15 protein-coding genes and 1 pseudogene are annotated in these 19320 nt (G+C 39.0%); 10 read left to right on the top strand and 6 right to left on the bottom strand.

What is annotated here, in order from left to right:
* Window positions 1–130: 130 nt before the first annotated feature.
* The 4 genes from CD122_RS04075 to CD122_RS04090 all read right to left on the bottom strand — a co-directional run bounded on the left by CD122_RS04075 (window position 131) and on the right by CD122_RS04090 (window position 4765).
* Window positions 131–2152 carry a helix-turn-helix transcriptional regulator gene (locus tag CD122_RS04075; RefSeq protein WP_103357732.1) on the bottom strand — a complete coding sequence of 674 codons (2022 nt, stop codon included), beginning with the start codon at window positions 2150–2152 and terminating at the stop codon, window positions 131–133.
* 610 nt (window positions 2153–2762) lie between these two features.
* Complete coding sequence (yjbH, locus tag CD122_RS04080) at window positions 2763–3551, bottom strand: protease adaptor protein YjbH (RefSeq protein ID WP_103357733.1); 789 nt, start codon at window positions 3549–3551, stop codon at window positions 2763–2765.
* Window positions 3552–3567: 16 nt separating this feature from the next.
* On the bottom strand, window positions 3568–3939 hold the full coding sequence (locus tag CD122_RS04085; RefSeq protein WP_103357734.1) for a truncated hemoglobin YjbI: 372 nt from the start codon (window positions 3937–3939) through the stop codon (window positions 3568–3570).
* A gap of 244 nt (window positions 3940–4183) precedes the next feature.
* A complete protein-coding gene (locus CD122_RS04090; RefSeq protein ID WP_103357735.1) occupies window positions 4184–4765 on the bottom strand; it encodes a CYTH domain-containing protein in 582 nt (193 codons plus the stop codon).
* Between the two features lie 131 nt (window positions 4766–4896).
* Here CD122_RS04090 and CD122_RS04095 point away from each other — a divergent pair, with 131 nt between their 5' ends.
* From CD122_RS04095 to CD122_RS12545, 7 genes and pseudogenes are all read left to right on the top strand, one after another.
* The gene (locus CD122_RS04095) at window positions 4897–5244 is read left to right on the top strand and encodes a UPF0738 family protein (protein ID WP_103357736.1); all 348 of its coding nucleotides are present in this window, start codon (window positions 4897–4899) and stop codon (window positions 5242–5244) included.
* A gap of 16 nt (window positions 5245–5260) precedes the next feature.
* Entirely contained in the window at window positions 5261–5902 is a 642-nt protein-coding gene (yjbM, locus tag CD122_RS04100) for a GTP diphosphokinase (RefSeq protein WP_103357737.1), read from the top strand.
* Between the two features lie 2 nt (window positions 5903–5904).
* On the top strand, window positions 5905–6714 hold the full coding sequence (locus CD122_RS04105; protein ID WP_103357738.1) for an NAD kinase: 810 nt from the start codon (window positions 5905–5907) through the stop codon (window positions 6712–6714).
* Window positions 6711–7565, top strand: coding sequence for an RluA family pseudouridine synthase (locus CD122_RS04110; RefSeq protein WP_103357739.1), 855 nt, complete (start codon window positions 6711–6713; stop codon window positions 7563–7565). The genes CD122_RS04105 and CD122_RS04110 overlap by 4 nt, the downstream gene beginning before the upstream one ends.
* 40 nt (window positions 7566–7605) lie before the next feature.
* Window positions 7606–8973: a magnesium transporter gene (gene mgtE, locus CD122_RS04115; RefSeq protein ID WP_373694275.1), complete on the top strand. Its 1368-nt coding sequence runs from the start codon at window positions 7606–7608 to the stop codon at window positions 8971–8973.
* 11 nt (window positions 8974–8984) lie between these two features.
* Window positions 8985–10817, top strand: a complete 1833-nt coding sequence (locus CD122_RS04120) for a monovalent cation:proton antiporter family protein (protein ID WP_103357741.1) — start codon at window positions 8985–8987, stop codon at window positions 10815–10817.
* 301 nt (window positions 10818–11118) lie between these two features.
* Window positions 11119–13659, top strand: a pseudogene (locus CD122_RS12545) (LPXTG cell wall anchor domain-containing protein); the annotation flags it as partial.
* Window positions 13660–13764: 105 nt separating this feature from the next.
* Here the strand turns inward: CD122_RS12545 and fabI are convergent.
* Together fabI and cozEa are read right to left on the bottom strand one after the other, a co-directional pair.
* Entirely contained in the window at window positions 13765–14535 is a 771-nt protein-coding gene (fabI, locus tag CD122_RS04130; RefSeq protein ID WP_103357743.1) for an enoyl-ACP reductase FabI, read from the bottom strand.
* Between the two features lie 153 nt (window positions 14536–14688).
* Window positions 14689–15774: a lipoteichoic acid biosynthesis protein CozEa gene (cozEa, locus tag CD122_RS04135; protein WP_103357744.1), complete on the bottom strand. Its 1086-nt coding sequence runs from the start codon at window positions 15772–15774 to the stop codon at window positions 14689–14691.
* 476 nt (window positions 15775–16250) lie between these two features.
* Here cozEa and CD122_RS04140 point away from each other — a divergent pair, with 476 nt between their 5' ends.
* The 3 genes from CD122_RS04140 (at window position 16251) to CD122_RS04150 (ending at window position 19210) form a co-directional block, all read left to right on the top strand.
* Window positions 16251–17831, top strand: a complete 1581-nt coding sequence (locus CD122_RS04140) for an alanine/glycine:cation symporter family protein (RefSeq protein ID WP_103357745.1) — start codon at window positions 16251–16253, stop codon at window positions 17829–17831.
* Window positions 17832–17912: 81 nt separating this feature from the next.
* Window positions 17913–18650, top strand: coding sequence for an alpha/beta hydrolase-fold protein (locus CD122_RS04145; RefSeq protein WP_103357746.1), 738 nt, complete (start codon window positions 17913–17915; stop codon window positions 18648–18650).
* A gap of 50 nt (window positions 18651–18700) precedes the next feature.
* Window positions 18701–19210, top strand: a complete 510-nt coding sequence (locus CD122_RS04150) for a 2'-5' RNA ligase family protein (protein ID WP_103357747.1) — start codon at window positions 18701–18703, stop codon at window positions 19208–19210.
* The last annotated feature ends 110 nt before the right edge of the window (window positions 19211–19320 follow it).

The following is a 19320-nucleotide window of genomic DNA, read 5'->3' on the forward strand; positions in this document are numbered from 1 at the left end:
GAAATAATATCGTGTACATTGTTTCGGTTTTTACATAACTAGAGGAGAGGATAGGAAAATATCATTTAGTCTAAAAAATATAAAAAGAAGCGATAATCACTATATGGACTAAAGCTTCTTAATGGAATAGCTATGTGTAAATTGTCAATAACGCAATGGATTTTGGCGGGACTGTAACAGTATAAGCGCCTTCTTCAAAATCATGTTGTTGAACATTAATATGCGGACTGTTGTATTGACTCAATTTGAATTTTAAAGAGTCAGGAAAATGACTTTTATCCGTTACTGTTTGATCAATCATACTGTCAACATCACCATATTCGTTGTTTAAAACTTCTGTTGAAATCAGTAGGTTAGACTGCTCGATATTATCTGGTGTCTGAATATGGAAGTTACGCGTATATTCAGCACTGTTATAAGCAAGAACATTATAGCCATGCATAGTCCGCGTTACAACGTGTTGATCGCCATAATAACAAGCATATTTCGCAAAGTTTAACAACATAAGTCCTAAAAAGAAGTAAGTTGTTTTATTTTCAATACTGTCAAAAATTGAAATATAAGGTTTGTCACTTACGGGATGTGTAAAGCGTATTGTCGCACCAACAAGGAAATCACGACTTTTCAACGATTCTGCTAAAAAAAGCCCTTTATTGTTCAAAATACTAGGTGTATAAAACGATTCATAATTTAAGAAAATCGCTTTTTGAGTCAACTTATTTTGAGCCAGAAACTCATAAAGTGACGACTGCATTGTACTAAAAGGCACGTGTTGTTCGGTACTTTGATAATGTTCTCTCATTTTTTTAAAATCAATCGCATAAAAATCAGCGCGTAACTCTAAAATACTGTCGTCAAGTTGTTGACCGTTAATAAAAAAGTCGGTAATGTCGATGGCTTTTGAGATTTGCGTATCATAAATATCACTTTTTATACGTTTGATATCATCTGTCGACATTTTATTCGTATCTAGTAAAAATAAGACACGTCCTTTATTGTCGGTACTTGGCAAATGCTCGCTTTCAAGAAAATGTAAGTCTTCAATAATTTTAACGATGAATTGATAACTTTTGAAATCTGAGAGCTTTATCGCAATAGCCACTTGTGTTTTTAAGAGTTTTCTTAATTTGACAATACCTTCTTGTTGATAGTCGTTAATCGTTTGTTCGAAAGATTCGCTCACGTAAATATATGACTTTAACTTGTAATTTGAGAAGTTTTTATAGCGAAAGATAGGTTCATTAATAATCATGTCGATATTATCAAACGGGCCAATATCCACCAAATTGAAATATGAGAATGGGCGATCTGTAATCGAGGCATCATCAATTGTTACATGAATATCTTTTTTCTTCTCAGGTGAATCATATTTAATCTTTTTAAGTACTTCATAGTCGGATTCAAGAATGTCTAGTGGGATTGTCTTGGCTTGGATGGATAGGCTTTTATATTTCTTAGGTGTAACGCCAAGATATTTTTTAAAATGAATAATATAATTTGTCGGACTCGGATAGCTCCATATATTTGCGATAATTTTAATTTTCTTATCGTACGTTGAAATGTCTTTCATCGATTTGGCAATTCTCAAAGATGCTGTATATTCATGAAAACTGATGTTCAGACGATTTTTGAACAACATTGAAATGTGTGATGTTGAGACATAGAAGCGTTTTGACAGCATTTCAAGTGTGACATGTTGCTGAATATTTTGACGAATAAAGTCGACGATACCGTCTAAGATGTCTGTCGAATTCGAATTAACAGGCGATTTCACACGTGTAATATCTTGTATCACTTGTGCCAATAATTTTCGTGCAGACTCTGACGTGTGTTCTTGGCGTTGGTAATAGTTGAATAGTGTGATCAAATTGGTTTTCAGAATGTCATGTTGTTGAATCGTGTAGTGATGATCGAAAATATCAATCTTTTGCGCTCGGAATAGTTCGTTTGGCATGTAAAACAGCAACGCAGATTTTGAATGTATTTCATAGAGTTCAGACTCATTTATTAAATAAAGGGAGTCATCGCTATACAGTTTACCGTCTTTCTTAATTGTGATTTCGTCTTCCAGAGAAAGTACGAGAATCATACTATCAAAACAACGAATAGGGTAGGTCATCGGTTCTGACAAATAGTAAATTTTCGGGAACATGGGAATACCTCCTTACATAGATTGAACATTTTTCAAGATTTGAGAGATAAATCAATTGATGCCGTATCATACGATGACGTATTTATAATTTGGAATACTTATTACGTAAAAAGCGTGTACACATCATTTTGTGATTGTAGTTTAATTTTATATATTAAAGCATTTGTTTTGTCAAAAGTAATTTTTTGAATAGAAAGGGTGATGTCTCTAAAAATATGGATAAAACCCAGTTATAGTGCGGGTTGAACACGTTAATATTATTTTGTTAACGGTCATCAACCACATGATAATTGGCGAAATAATCGCATAGTGTGCGTACATAATTGTGTAGGTAAGTCATTTCATTGCAATGTGATAAAGAGGGTTATGAAGCACTCAGAAGTAACTGTTGCCAACTGTATGTCTACTTCTGATCGCTTGGTGGTCGAGCATATCTTCATAATTCAATTTGAAAGATACATTTTGGTATGCAATTATGTACAAGCTATGTATATAAGAGTGGGTATTTCATTGTTTCAAAATGATATACATGCCCGCTCTATTTAGCATATACAGAAACTTATAAAACAACCCCAACCTACGACAATAGGCTGGGGTGTCATATCATTGATTACATACGTGATTTCCAATATTCACCTTCAGGATACTTCAGTTTTTCAACTTTACGCTGTAAGGCGAGCTTTTTCAATTCTTTACGCAATGTGCGCTCAGGCCATTCGTAAATGGTACGCAATTCTTCTTCAGTCACCAACTGCTTTTGTTGAATGTAATCAGCAAGCGTTGGTGGTAAGTTTTTTTCAATCGGCATACCAATCATTTCATTAATAATATATGTGTAAATATGATATGGATATAATCCTTCAACTTTTAAGCCTTCTTCATGCACATCTTCGTTAAAAAAGACGAGTGACGGTGCCATATCAATATCCATTTCACGTGCAATATGCAGGTCGATTTTCAAGCTGTCTCGCAGTTTGCTGTTCTGGATGTCTTCTCGAAAAACATCCAAGTCAAGCCCTGCATTCACAATGCACTTCGCAATCATGTCCTCTGTCACAATATCACATTTTGGAATAATCTCATTTTGCAGTAAATGCATAAAGCGATGTGCACGTGAACGTCCTTGCAGTTCAGCCGCTTTGAATACAAGCGCAATATTGTCACGGTCAGATGTACTTTGTGCCTGGCACTTAGTGAGTACGCGCAAAGATGGATTCAGAATATGACGAATAGAGATATACTGTTGATATTCAATTCTTAACTTAGATAAAATAGCGGATAATTTAAAACTGTCTTTGCAAAATGGATCGAAAAACGAATAAATCTCGATTTTGCTCACAGGAGAAAGGTCAGAATTGCTATGATAATTATTCGCTATAACCTTCAATTCTTCCGTCATTGTGCTTCACCTTCAATTAGTTTTCTGTGTTAACCATATAATTCGCAGTCAACCGCAGTCTTTCATACAAATAATCTCCCACACCATCTGGGAACTGTGCTGTTTGAATGGCAGTATACATATTTTCGAGCCAAGCGTCTTTGGCATCATGATCAATGACAAAGGGCATATGGCGTTTCTTTAACATAGGATGTCCATGTTCTTGTGTATAAAGATCTGGACCGCCTAAGAATTGCGTTAAAAATTGTTTCTGTTTACGTGCTGTTTCCGCAAAATCACCTGGAAATAAGTGATTAATACGAGTATCTTGTTCTACTAACGCGTAAAAATGATCTATCATACGGTACAAAGCGTCTTGACCGATTATCTCATAAGGCGTCTGTGTCATGCGTATCACCTTTTAATTTCATTATATATATAAATAATAACACGAATTTTTCCATTTCAAAGTAAAAACACTTATACCACGAGGTTGTGAAAAAGTGTTTGGCAATTGAGCAGCGTTCAACGATGTTGTGAATTGGGCGGACTTTCCATATAACGAGTCAGTCTTGCGGGGACACTACAACAAACGCTTCTTTAACTTATGGGGACGTGCAAATCATTAATTCAAATACTGTTTCTTAGTTTTATTATGACATTTTTTGTCGTTGATTGAAAAAACGTTGCACTTTATTCAATGGTGCTTGATGTTGTAATTCATATGTTGCTAAGATTTTTGTGAATGCGGTGTATCCAGCATCGTAATCTGCCACTTCAAATTCCAATTCAAAGTCTTCTGTTTCTAAATATTCACTATGATCTAAGACAAGCAATCCATCTGCAACTGTTGTTTCTAAACGATGTGTCGTTAAACTACCAAGGATAATCAATTGTGACAGGTCAATACCACGTTGATGTAAGACGTCAGCAATATCATTAGGTACGACGCTTTCAGGCAATGACACATCTTGCTGTGGCATAAATGTCGTCGCATGGTTATATTCCGTGAGACCGACCTTATCAGGCACTTTCAATGTCATTTCGTTTTGTTTGTCGTCTTTGACACGAATGCGCAATGCCATTTTATGTTGCATGATTTGGGAATCGGGTGTGTCAATATAATAGTTGATTTGTGTAAACGGATTTGAGTTGGGAAAATAGTTGGCTTTCATATCATTATATATGCGTTCATCTAATAATTGTTTGAATTCAATTTCGCGTTCTATCGCCATTGTCGGTCACTCCTTTACATTTATTATGCAGTACATTCGCATCCATGAAAAGGAATTTACAATACGAGCAATTGAACGATGAGCCAACATTGAAATTATGTTAAACTATAACATGATAAGGAGGAGTACCAATGCGTATTTATGTCAATGAAATTAAAATTCAAGATGATCGTATTTTATGTTATACAGAAGAATCAACGGAAGGGTTTACGGATGCTGGACAGATGATTGTCGATAGTGACAACTATGCATTTGTTTACCTTTTAGATGACGGTTCGGCGTTTTCATATTTAATCTTTGTTCAAGAGACGTGGTCAATGTTGCACGAACACCGCGATAAGAAGGTTATTGTGAACGATACGCTTGAATTAACAAGCTTCAAGCCAGAGTTAGACTACTTACTCGATAACATTGAAGGGAATTCTAATTACGGTAAGCCATTTGTAGAAGCCGTAGAACAAACGTTTGAACTAGTATGAAGCGGAGTGAGAAACTATGAATCAATGGGAAATTTTTCTAGCACCTTATCGACAAGCAATTGATGAGTTGAAGATTAAACTTAAAGGGTTGCGTAAACAATACGAAGTCACAGAACATCATTCACCCATTGAGTTTGTGACGGGACGTGTCAAGCCGATTACGAGTATTATCGATAAGGCAAATAAAAGGGGGATTCCATTCGATTGCTTGGCTGAAGAAATGTACGATATCGCAGGACTGCGCATGATGTGTCAGTTTGTAGAAGATATTGACAAGGTTGTCGCGCTCTTGCGTCAACGTGAAGACTTCAAAGTGGTTGAGGAACGTGATTATATTAGCAATACGAAACAAAGTGGTTACCGCTCATATCATGTGATTATCGCATATCCAATTGAGACGTTGAACGGTCAAACAACCGTTTTGGCGGAAATTCAAATTCGTACGCTAGCAATGAATTTCTGGGCAACGATTGAGCACACATTGCGTTATAAATATGATGGTGACTATCCACCTGAAATTCAAAATCGACTTGAACGTGCAGCTGAAGCGGCATTCTTATTAGACGAAGAAATGTCAGAAATCAGAGATGAGATTCAAGAAGCACAAAAATATTATTCTAAAAAACGTGCACACAAGCATGAAGACAGAGAGGTGTAGCTATGCGCTATGTCATCTTATCAAAAGGAGACGCCAAGTCAGAAGCACTGAAATATAAGATGATGCGACATATGCAGGACTTTAAGATGGTGGAAGACCCAGAAAACCCTGAGATTGTCATATCTGTTGGGGGAGACGGGACGTTACTACAAGCTTTCCATCAGTACAGTCATATGTTGTCTCGCTGTGCATTTGTAGGGATACATACCGGACATTTAGGTTTTTACGCCGATTGGTTACCGCATGAAGTTGAAAAACTGATTATCGAAATTCATAATTCGGAGTTTCAAGTCATCGAATATCCATTGTTAGAAATTATTGTCCGTTACAATGATGAAGGCTATGAAACACGTTATTTAGCGTTGAATGAAGCCACGATGAAAACAGAAGACGGGACGACATTGGTAGTTGACTTAGACATCCGTGGTCAACATTTCGAACGTTTCCGTGGTGACGGTCTCTGTATCTCTACGCCATCAGGGTCTACGGCATACAATAAAGCGTTAGGTGGTGCATTGATTCACCCGTCATTAGAAGCAATCCAAATTGCAGAAATTGCATCTATCAATAACCGCGTGTTCCGTACAGTCGGGTCGCCACTTGTATTGCCGAAACACCACACGTGTCACATCAAGCCGGTGAATCATGACATCATCTTAACGACAATCGATCATGTCAGTGTGAAGCATAAAAATGTGAACGCCATTCAGTATCGTGTTGCCAATGAAAAAATTCGTTTTGCCCGTTTCCGCCCATTCCCGTTCTGGAAACGCGTGCACGATTCGTTTATTTCAAGCGGTGACGATGCGTGATTTTTAACTATCGTGTAACTGAAACAGAGACGCTCAAGACTTTTTTATATCAACAACGGTTTTCAAAAAAGACAATTAGCGCCATTAAACAAAATGGCGCTTTGCTTGTTAATGATACACCTCGTACGGTACGCCATTTATTGCAGCCCGGAGACGAGGTCATTGTCTGTCTACCTAAAGAACAGCCGAGTCCATGGCTCATTCCATATGAACGCCCGCTTACTATTTTGTATGAAGATGATGGGTTACTCATTGTGTCTAAGCCGCATCATCAAAACAGTGCGCCATCACGGGAACATCCGCATGAGAGCTTGGTTGAACAGGCACTCGCACATATGCAGCAACAAGGTGATCAGGGCATACCACATATTGTGACACGTTTAGATAGACATACAATGGGAATTGTAGTGATAGCGAAATCACGTCATATGCATCATTTAATGTCGTTGACGCCAATTGATAAGATTTATGAATGTCTGTGTCAAGGGCGTATTGAAGCGGCTGGTGCAATTGAAGCGCCGATTGGTCGTGCATCGGACAGCATTATTACGCGTGAGGTAACACCTGAAGGAAAATATGCGAAAACATTGTATGAACCCCTTCAGACGACAGCTGACTATACATGGTGTCGCGTACGCTTATTAACAGGGCGTACGCATCAAATACGTGTCCATTTTCAACATATCGGTCATGGTATTGTTGGAGATGGCTTATATGGTGTGTTGCATGAACAACATCAAACACAGTTGCTGAAATGTGCAGAAGTTCGATTTACGCATCCGATGACGGGAGAAAGGGTGCGTGTGATTTGTGATGAACCAAACTTTGAACAACTGTTAACAACGTTGTAATCAACTAATGGAGGTGACGCATATGTCAATCGAAAATGAAATGTTAATACATGATGATGAAGAAAATTTTAATAAACCACTCCTAGATGATTTGATACACAAAGATGACATCGATGGGTTCCGTGAAGAATTTTTATCGATGCACGCTTATGACCAAAGTGAATACTTTGAAGAAAGCGACGCAGATGTACGACAAAAAATGTATCAATATTTGTCACCTGAAGAAGTGGCGGATTTCTTTGAACACTTGGAAATTGATGAATCAGATTATGAAGATTTGTTTGAAGAGATGAATGCGACATATGCGAGTCATATTTTAGAACATATGTCATACGATAACGCCGTAGACATTTTGAATGAATTATCGAAGCGTAAAGTCGCGAGTCTATTAATGTTAATGGATCGTGATGAGGCGCAAGAGATTAAAGCGTTATTACATTATGATGAAGATACAGCCGGCGGTATTATGACAACGGAATACATTTCGTTGACGATTAATACACCGGTTCGTGAAGCGCTGATGCACGTTAAAGAACAAGCACCAGATGCGGAAACGATTTATATTATTTTTGTCGTGGATGAACAGAAAAAATTGGTCGGCGTACTGTCACTTAGAGACTTAATTGTGGCAGAAAATGATACGTATATTGAAGATATTATGAGTGAACGTATTATTAGTGCAAACGTTGCGGACGACCAAGAAGACGTTGCGCAAATGATGCGAGACTACGACTTTATCGCAATTCCAGTAGTCGATTATCAAAATCATTTGCTCGGTATTATCACAATCGATGATATCGTCGACGTTATCGATGAAGAGGCGAGCGAGGACTACTCTCGTTTAGCCGGGGTATCAGACATCGACTCTACAGACGATACCATTTTCCAAACCGCATTGAAACGTTTGCCATGGCTGTTAATTTTAACAGTACTCGGTATGATTACCGCATCGATTTTAGGCTCATTTGAAGCAACACTGGAAAAAGTTGCGTTACTCGCGGCGTTTATTCCAATTATTAGCGGGATGTCTGGGAACTCTGGAACGCAATCACTTGCCGTGTCTGTACGTAACATCTCAACAGGTGAAATTAACGAAAAAAGCAAGTTTAAATTGGCGTTGCGTGAATCGGGTAGTGGCTTCCTAACAGGTATTACTTGCGCAGTGTCACTCTGTTTGATTATTATTATTATCTATCATCAACCGTTTTTAGCATTAATCGTGGGTGCGAGCTTAACGATTGCGATGACGGTTGGTACAACAATTGGGTCAGTGATCCCGCTGTTTATTAACAAATTAGGGATTGACCCAGCGGTTGCGAGTGGACCATTTATTACAACAATCAATGATATTGTCAGTATGCTGATTTACTTCGGCTTGGCAACATCATTTATGAACTATCTCATTTAAGGGGGTCACCTATGGAATTTGTGTCACTGGTAGTCGTCATCGTTGCGGCACTTTTAACGCCTATTATTATCAGTAAGTTAAAAATTGCATTCCTACCTGTCGTAGTCGCTGAAATATTAATGGGGATTGTGATAGGTAATTCATTTTTAAATCTCGTGCATCGCGATGATGTGCTCAATATTTTGGCAACACTTGGCTTTATTTTCTTAATGTTTTTAAGTGGCCTTGAGATTGATTTTAGTGCTTTCAAGAAAGATAAATCGAAAAAGAATAAAGATGAAGACGATGGTCCAAGTCACTTGAAACTAGCTATTATCGTATTCATGTTGATTATGATTATTTCAATCGGTTTGGCATATGGCTTAAAATGGATTGGTCTCATTGACGACGTCTTGTTGATGGTCATTATTATTTCAACGATTTCACTTGGTGTCGTTGTGCCAACTTTAAAAGAAATGAACATGATGCGTACGACAATCGGTCAGTTTATTTTACTCGTTGCCGTACTGGCAGACCTTGGCACGATGTTGCTGTTAACAGTCTACGGTGCGATTAATGCATCAGGTGGCGGTACAATTTGGTTAATCGGCATACTTGTTGGCTTTACCATTCTGTTCTATTTCCTTGGCGGTCTGTTCAAAGGTGCACCGCTCATTAACAAATTGATGGACGGTACTACACAAATCGGTATTCGCGCTATTTTCGCATTAATCATCTTACTCGTTGCTTTGGCAGAAGGTGTCGGTGCTGAAAATATTCTTGGTGCATTCCTTGCAGGTGTTGTCGTATCACTATTAGGACCAGACCAAGACTTAGTTGAAAAGTTAGATTCATTCGGTTACGGTTTCTTTATTCCAATTTTCTTTATTATGGTAGGTGTCGACTTAGACATTCCATCACTTATTAAAGAGCCAAAACTATTAATGATTATTCCAATACTTATTGCGACATTTATTATCTCTAAATTGATACCTGTTGCGATTATTCGACGTTGGTTTGATCGGAAAACAACGATTGCGGCAGGCTTTTTACTGACATCGACATTATCATTAGTTATCGCGGCAGCCAAAATCGCAGAAAGCCTCGGTACGATTAGCGAAGAAATTTCAGGCATTATGATTTTAAGTGCCGTTATTACATGTGTCTTCGTACCAATTGTTTTCAAAAAGCTCATTCCGATTCCAGATGAAATGCAACGTACGATTAAAGTGGCAATGATCGGTAAAAACCAATTATCCATTCCAATCGCACAAAATCTGAGCTCACAGCTTTATGAAGTGACGTTGTATTACCGTAAAGACTTAACAGATCATCGTACATTATCCAATGACATTACGATGGTTGAGTTTGCGGATTATGAATCAGAAATGTTAGAACGTCTTGGGTTATTCGATTGTGATATCGTCGTATGTTCAACAAATGACGATGCGATCAACCGTAAAGTGGCGTTGATGGCAAAAGATCATGGTGTAGAACGCGTGATTTGTCGTCTTGAAACGAACGACGAAGACCAAGCGTTGCGTAATAACAATATCGAGTTATTCAGTAACTTCCAAAGTAATCAGATCTTATTAAAAGGGATGATTGAGACACCAAACATGCTGAACTTATTAAGCAATGTGGAAACGTCACTGTACGAAATTGGTATGTACAACTACGCATTCGATCAAATGCAATTGCGTAACTTCCCATTCGGTGGGGACATTATCTTCGTACGAATTATCCGTAATAACGAGTCTATCGTGCCGCATGGTGATACACACTTACAATACGGCGATCGTCTGATTGTGACAGGTACGAAAGAATATGTAGATCGACTGAAAATTGAATTAGAAATGTTTTAATCGTAAAGATCGGCACATTGTTGTCGGTCTTTTTTTATTTATTATTAAAATGTGTACAATATGTATAAAATTTGTGAACATTTAATGAAATATTATGTATTGATTGATTTTTATATTTTTAATAATTACAAGTAAACAATATAATAATGGAATATACTTTGTGATTTTAGAATTTACTATAGCGTGAATTGTTTAGTAAATGTATTGATAAACATAACAGCAGTGATAAGTTATTGAACAAAGAACAACAAGAAGGGAAAGCATTATGAAATATTATCAACAATATGACAGACAGAAACAGATATTTAGTATTAGAAAATTTTCATTTGGAGCGGGTTCCGTGGTGTTATCAACGTTACTCTATTTAGGGATGACACAAACAGCTTCAGCAGCGGAAGAAACAACTGGCGGAGAAGTATCATCAGCGACTGAAGACGTAAGCACAACTGAAACGCCAGCGAGTGAACTTACTGAAACGATGTCTGAAGAAGTGCCGGCAGTTGTGGAACCGGTATCAGATGAATATGCAACGGTGGCTGAGTCGGAGAGTGAACCAGCTGAAGAATTAACGGCAGATAACAACGCGGTATCTGAAGCGGAAGTATCTTCAGAAGACAGTCCTAACGCAACTGAAGAAGTGACATCAACAGAGAGTACGGACACATCATCAGAACCGGTATCATCTGAAAATACGACAGCGGCAGAAGTACCAACTGACAATGTATTACAAGTTGGTGGCGGCGGTGTGGATGTAACACCAGGCTATGCGCGCGTGCAACCAGATGGACGCATCAAGTATGATTTTCAAGTATCATTAAATCCAGTATTATCAAGCGATCACATTCAAACTGGAAGTACATTTAATATTACAATTCCTAAATTTGCTGAAAATGTGAAGTTTACATTGATTGGTACACGTGAAGAAGAAACATCGATACCACATGATGTAGAAATGGTATTGGGTCAAATGACTTATAAAGAATATCTCGAAAACTATGATGATTTTAGCAACGTACCAACTTATGAGAAATATCTTGAATTAAAGGCACAAGGGTTGACGCCAAATGTTATTGTTAAGAATGAGATTGCATACGATGAAATGGGCAATATGACAGAAAACACAGGGGCGCAAACGTTGACGAGTGTTGTACAATCATATGCGCTTAATACAACGGTCAAAGGGCCAATCGGTCTCAAAGTGGAGTTTGATATTTCTCGTGAACAATATGAAAAGACACCATATCTTCCGTTAGATGCAAGACTTGCATGGCGTGGTTTCTTTGAGGGAGAGGAAATCAATGGGTACGATAGTGGAGCACAATCAATAGACGATATGCGTTATAATTTCGATCAAGGCATTGATTCTTCATATTATTATGTCGAGCATCCTGAAGAAATTAAACTAGGTGATTTTGATAAAAATGGTCTTTATACGCAACCAGATATTGGTGTAACGGCATACACAGGAACTTGGGATACAATTGGTGATGATGTATCTCAAGGTAACCTCAATTATGTAAAAGATTACAACTTAACAAATCATATAGCAGTTACGTATTGGGCTCCAGAAAATGAAGACTTAGCGGATGTTGCAGTTGTCAGTGAATTGATCGAGCTGCCATCACCACCAGATGAGTCAGATGCCGATGCGGACAGTGATGCGGATGCAGACAGCGACGCAGACTCAGATTGCGATTCAGACGCAGATTCGGACAGTGATGCAGATGCAGATGCGGATAGTGATGCGGATGCAGACAGTGATGCCGATTCAGATAGTGACGCAGATGCAGATAGTGATGCTGATGCGGACAGCGACGCCGATTCAGACAGCGACGCGGATGCGGACAGTGATGCAGATGCAGATGCAGATAGCGATGCGGATTCGGACAGTGACGCTGATGCAGACAGTGATGCCGATTCTGATAGCGACGCCGATTCAGACAGCGACGCGGATGCGGATAGTGATGCGGACGCGGACGCAGATGCAGATAGCGATGCAGATTCAGACAGTGACGCAGATTCAGACAGTGACGCGGATGCAGATAGCGATTCAGACGCAGACAGTGACGCAGACTCGGATAGTGATGCTGACTCAGATAGTGATGCGGATGCAGACAGCGATGCGGACAGTGATGCCGATGCAGATAGTGATGCCGATGCAGATAGTGATGCCGATTCTGATAGCGACTCAGATGCGGATAGTGATGCTGACTCAGATAGTGATGCGGATGCGGATAGCGACGCCGATTCTGACAGTGATGCGGATAGCGACGCCGATTCCGATAGTGATGCCGATGCAGACAGTGATGCCGATGCAGATAGTGACGCAGATGCAGATAGCGATTCAGACGCAGATAGTGACGCCGACTCAGATAGCGACGCAGATTCAGACAGTGACGCAGATTCTGATAGCGACGCCGATTCAGACAGTGATGCCGATTCTGATAGTGATGCAGACGCGGACAGCGATGCAGACTCAGATAGCGACTCAGATGCGGACAGCGACGCAGATTCTGACAGTGACGCCGATTCCGATAGTGATGCAGATGCGGATAGCGACGCCGACTCAGATAGCGACTCTGATGCAGACAGTGATGCTGATGCAGATAGCGACGCCGATTCAGATAGCGATGCGGATAGTGGTTTAGAAAGCGATATGGATAACCAATCTGGAATGCATACACAAAATCCTACCGAGAAACCTAATAAGGAGACACATGGAGAGAGATTACCTGAAACGGGTGGAAATCAAAACGCACAAACGACTTTATTTGGTAGTTTGTTTGCTGGATTAGGCGCATTCTTTTTACTGGGACGACGTAAACGTAACAATGAAAAATAACGTATAATATGAATAAACCATCTTTTCCTATAAAACAGGAGAAGATGGTTTTTTATACAAAAAAGCAAGTCATGCGAGAGCACAACTTGCTTATGGGTTATATTATTATCTAATCGCATGGAATCCAGCATCTACGTGGATGTTTTCGCCTGTAACACCTGATGAGAAGTCACTGAGTAAGTATGCGGCTGTTTTACCCACTTCTTCTTGGTCTACGTTACGTCTTAATGGCGCACGTTCTTCAATTTCTTTTAAAATCGTTGTGAAGTTACCGACACCACGTGCACTTAATGTGCGAATTGGTCCTGCTGAAATAGAGTTGACACGGATGTTGTCTTGACCAAGATCAGCAGCTAAATATTTAACAGATGCCTCTAAGCTTGCTTTGGCAATACCCATGACATTGTAGTTTGGTACTGCGAATTCACCACCGATGTAGCTTGATGTAACGATACTACCTGACGCGTTCATAATTTTACGAGCTTCACGTGCCACAATGGTTAATGAGTAAGAACTAATGTCTTGTGCGAGTAAAAAGCCTTCACGTGATGTGTCAGAATAACGACCACGTAAGTCTTCAACGTTCGCAAAAGCGATAGAATGGAAGACACCATCAATTTTGCCGACTTCTTTACCAATTTGTTCAAAGCCATTCACAACGTCGCTATCACTTTGAACATCGATTTGATAGACGTGCTTTGCTGGTTGATTTAATTGGTCAATCAGTTTATCTAATTCTTTAAAGCTTCTTTCTTTGCGGTATGTAAAAACAAGTTTCGCACCTAATTGGTCTAGCACTTTTGCGACACCGAAACCGATGCTGCGTTTGTTGGCAATACCCATAATTACGAAAGTTTTATTCTCTAAATTCATCACTGTTTTAAAGCTCCTTTATTGATAATCAGTTTAATATGTTAATTTTAACACCTGATACTAATTAATGACAATGAATAACATTGATGGCGGATTAATTTAGGTAATGAAAAAGCCATCGAACGAATTGTCCAATGGCTAAAAAGTGTTGTGTAATCAATCTTGCACGGTACTTTGTGCTTTATGCATGATTTGATGACGATATTTAAATACATTGCGTACAATGGTCTTCAATACTGCATAAAGTGGCACGGCAACTAAGATCAGTACAAAGCCACCTAAGCTACCTGAAGCTAAGATAACTACGATAATTGTTAATGGGTGAATGTTTAATGATTTACCCATAACGTTCGGTGTAATGACATTACCTTCAAGTTGTTGTGCAACAAGTGTTACGACACATACCCAGATGAATGTCGATGGACTTTGAATAATACCTAAAATGCCTGCTGGTAAGAATGCCATCCATGGTCCTAAGAACGGAATCATATTGGCAAAAATCGCAAATATAACAAGCAATAGTGTATATTCAAGACCGATAATCGAATAGCCAATATACAGAATGACACCTAAAATAAGGCTGACTGTTACTTGACCTTGAATGTAAGACATTAACGTTTGATTTAAGTCTTTTAATAAGTTCACGACGAAAATTTTACGTTCACCGTTGAAGAATCGTGCAACGGCTGGAATAAAACGTTCGTGATCTTTCAACATATAAATTAAGAAAAACGGCACTAAGATGAGTAGGAATAATGTTGAAATAAAGCTAGTTACAATGTTGAGTGAATTCGATAAAATATCTGATGTCATCGCACCAAACTTAGAAATCATTTCGTTAATTTTGTTTGTTACTTCATTCGGCAATTTATCACGTTGATCTAATGCGAAGTTGATCAAATGTTGAGTTTCTCGTTGTAAATATGGCACTTGATGAATGAGGTTTTCAATTTGAGTTGCGATTACTGGACCAACTACACCAATGATTGCGCCACCCATAGCGGTTAATGCAAGTAGAATAATGGTAATACTTGCCCATCTTGGCACATGTCGCTTTTCCATCATTTTTTGGAATGGCAAACAGATGTAAAATAGGAAACCACTGAGTAACAATGGCAGTAGAATTGACTGGATAATCACGATAATTGGTTTGAAAATGAAGTTAACCTCGATAAATAATTTAATTAATAAAAAAAGTAGCAATAAAGCTACACCAGAGCGAAACCATACCTTATTGGTCATCACTGAACCTCCTTTATGAATAACTAATATACATTATAATCGAAAAGTAACAACCATAAAAGGTAGAATGCAACATAAAAGTAGAAGTTTTAGTAAAAAATCGCGATATATATGGAAAATATGCTGCCTAATAGTCTGATATAATATGACGATATTCATTAATAAAAAAGATATTTTCATGATGTCATAAGACGAGAATGGGACTTAATTTGTGTACTTGGAAACTGATAAACGGTGTCCCAAGCTTGTTTATGTCAGTGTTCAAGGAGCGGCGTTTTCGACAGAACTTCGCACTTCGACAAAATTTGGGAATCAATTTTGCTCATTGCTCGGGTTCTGCTCAAACGCTAACTGCTCCTTTCACAACCTCGTTTTAAAAATTAAGTTGCGCGGCGTTTTTTTTATGTGTATACTTATGTCAGATTTATCAGAAAATTTTAGAGATGAATTAAGATAAAATTGATGGGGGTATGTCTATGGTTGAAACAATTGTGGGATGGTTGAATACGATTGTTTGGAGTAAGCCACTCGTATTCGGATTGTTGTTTACAGGGATTGCATTTAGTTTAATGACACGTTTCTTACAGCTGAGGCATTTTAAAGAAATGATTCGTCTGATGTTCCAAGGTGAGAAGTCGCCAACAGGGATTTCAAGTTTCCAAGCGATTGCATTGTCACTCGCAGGTCGTGTAGGGACAGGGAATATCGTCGGGGTATCCACAGCGATTTTCATCGGTGGACCTGGTGCCGTATTTTGGATGTGGATTACCGCATTTCTAGGGGCAGGAACAGCTTATGTAGAATCCGCACTCGGTCAGATTTTTAAGCGTGAAGAAGAGGGGGAATATCGAGGTGGACCCGCTTACTACATTGAACAGGGGATTAAAGGTAAGTTCGGTAAAGCCTACGCGATTATTTTTGCGCTTGTAACGATTGTATCGGTAGGACTGTTATTACCAGGGGTTCAGTCCAACGCCATTGCGAGTTCTATGCATAACGCATTCGGTTTACCTTCATGGGTGATTGCGCTCGTATTAGTCGTTATTTTAGCACTTATCATTTTTGGTGGGGTTAAATGGATTGCGACAGTTGCGACTGCAGTTGTGCCTTTCATGGCGATTCTCTACATATTGATGGCAGTCGTTATTATTTGTTTAAATATCACGCAAGTACCGGCACTTTTCGCATTAATCTTTAAGTCTGCATTCGGTATGGAAGCAGCATTCGGTGGGATTATCGGTGCGATGATTGAAATCGGTGTTAAACGTGGCTTGTATTCAAATGAAGCGGGGCAAGGTACAGGACCACACGCAGCAGCTGCAGCAGAAGTTTCTCATCCAGCCAAGCAAGGACTTGTACAGGCGTTTTCTGTTTATGTGGATACACTTTTTGTTTGTACAGCAACAGCGTTAATTATTTTAATTTCTGGTACGTACAATACTACAGATGGCGGTACAACATCAGACGGCTCGCCGACATTGATTCACGATGCAGGGGTTTACGTTCAAAATGCGGATGGCACGAAAGATTATTCAGGTACTGCGATGTATGCACAAGCAGGTATTGATAAAGCCCTTCAAGGTTCACATTACCATTTTGATCCAATGTTTTCTGGCTTTGGTTCATACTTCATTGCCATTGCATTGTTCTTCTTTGCATTTACAACGATTTTAGCATACTACTATATTGCGGAGACGAATGTAAGTTTTATCGCGAATCGTTTAGCGAAAAATCAATTCAAGCTATGGCGTAACATTATCCGTATCGTTTTAATTGCGGCGACAGGTTATGGTGCGATTAAGACAGCCGACGTTGCATGGGCAATGGGTGACTTAGGTGTTGGTATGATGGCATGGCTCAATATCATTGCGATTTGGTTATTGCTGAAACCAGCATTGCATTCGTTGAAGGACTTTGAAGCACAGAAGAAAAAGAATGGTACGGGGAAAACGGCTATTTATCAACCGGATCCTGAACTTGTACCGAATGCGACATTCTGGTTAGAAGATTATCCGAAACGTTTGCGTGAAGAAGGTATCGAGTTACCGAAGAAATAAATGATGTAAGCGTTATAAGTGAATAAACAAGGCGTCTCTTGATACAATAGTAATAATTCGTATGAGGAGGCGCTTTTTTATATGACAGATTTTCAAGTAGGTGTGGTCAACAGGACACAATTTACAAGTCAACATTTGGCGCGTGACATCACACTGTCGATTTATTTACCAGAAGATTATTCACCATTAGAAAATGCCAAAATCGTTTTTTGTTTTGATGGTAGGGACTTTATGCGGTTCGGTCAAATTCATCGTGTCTATGAGCGATTGCGTCAAGCAGGAGAAGTGGAACGTGCGATTTTTGTTGGCTTCCATTATGAAAGTGTAACGAAGCGTCGTGTAGAGTTTCATCCACAAGGGGGAAAGGCAGCCGCAACGGTTCAAGCAGTTGTACAAGAAATTTTACCGTGGGTTGAACAGACATTTGCGACACATGGCATGACTGAAGGACGTGTGTTGTTGGGAGATAGTCTGGCAGGCAGTATTGCGATGTTGACCGCATTCTCATATCCACGTATCGTCAATCAAGTAGGTGTGTTGAGTCCACACTGTGATCATGTTGTGGAACAGTTATTTCAACGTTGCCAGTTCCAAGAGATGCTCCATATTTGGCATGTGATTGGTAAGGAAGAGTTGGATTTTCAGTTGCCGACAAGCGGTAAACGTGCAGACTTTTTAACACCCAATCGTGCATTGCGAGACCTGATTGAAGCGTCTCCAGCACAATATGCGTATGAAGAATTGGATGGCGGTCATAATTGGAAAACATGGCGTACGCTTCTACCACAGCTATTAAAATACTTTTTGAGTAACCAATAATCTGAAATTTTGCTATAATAGAAACAAACATAAACAAAGGAGGAATTTCAATGATTTTAGGATTAGCGCTAATTCCATCAAAAAGTTTTCAGGATGAGGTCAATGCTTATCGTAAGCGTTATGATAAAGAATATGTTCGAATTCAACCTCATATCACAATTAAGAGTCGCTTTGAAGTAAACGATGCAGAAGTTGACAATGTGAAAGCGGAAATTGAAAAACGTGTTCAAGGGGCACAACCAGCTGAGGTACATGCGACAAAAGCTTCAAACTTCGCACCAACAACGAATGTGATTTACTTTAAAGTTGAAAAGACGGATGCGTTGGATGACTTATTTGCACGTTTCAACGGTGAAGATTTCTATGGAGAAGCAGAGCATCCATTTATTCCACACTTTACAATTGCACAAGGTTTAACAAGCCAAGAATTTGAAGATATTTATGGTCAAGTTCGCCTTGCTGGTGTGGATCATAAGGAAACGATTAGTCAGTTATCATTGTTGCAGTTTGATGAAGCAGCTGATAAATGGCAAGTCATTGAAAACTATCCATTAGGGTAAGCACACATAAATAAAAACGGGGCTGGGACATAAGCACTCAGATTCCCTAAGAAAAAGCCGTTAAAATTCTCTAAAATGAATTTTAACGGCTTTTTTAACATATATACGAC

Source organism: Staphylococcus rostri, from assembly GCF_002902145.1.
GTDB lineage: Bacteria > Bacillota > Bacilli > Staphylococcales > Staphylococcaceae > Staphylococcus > Staphylococcus rostri.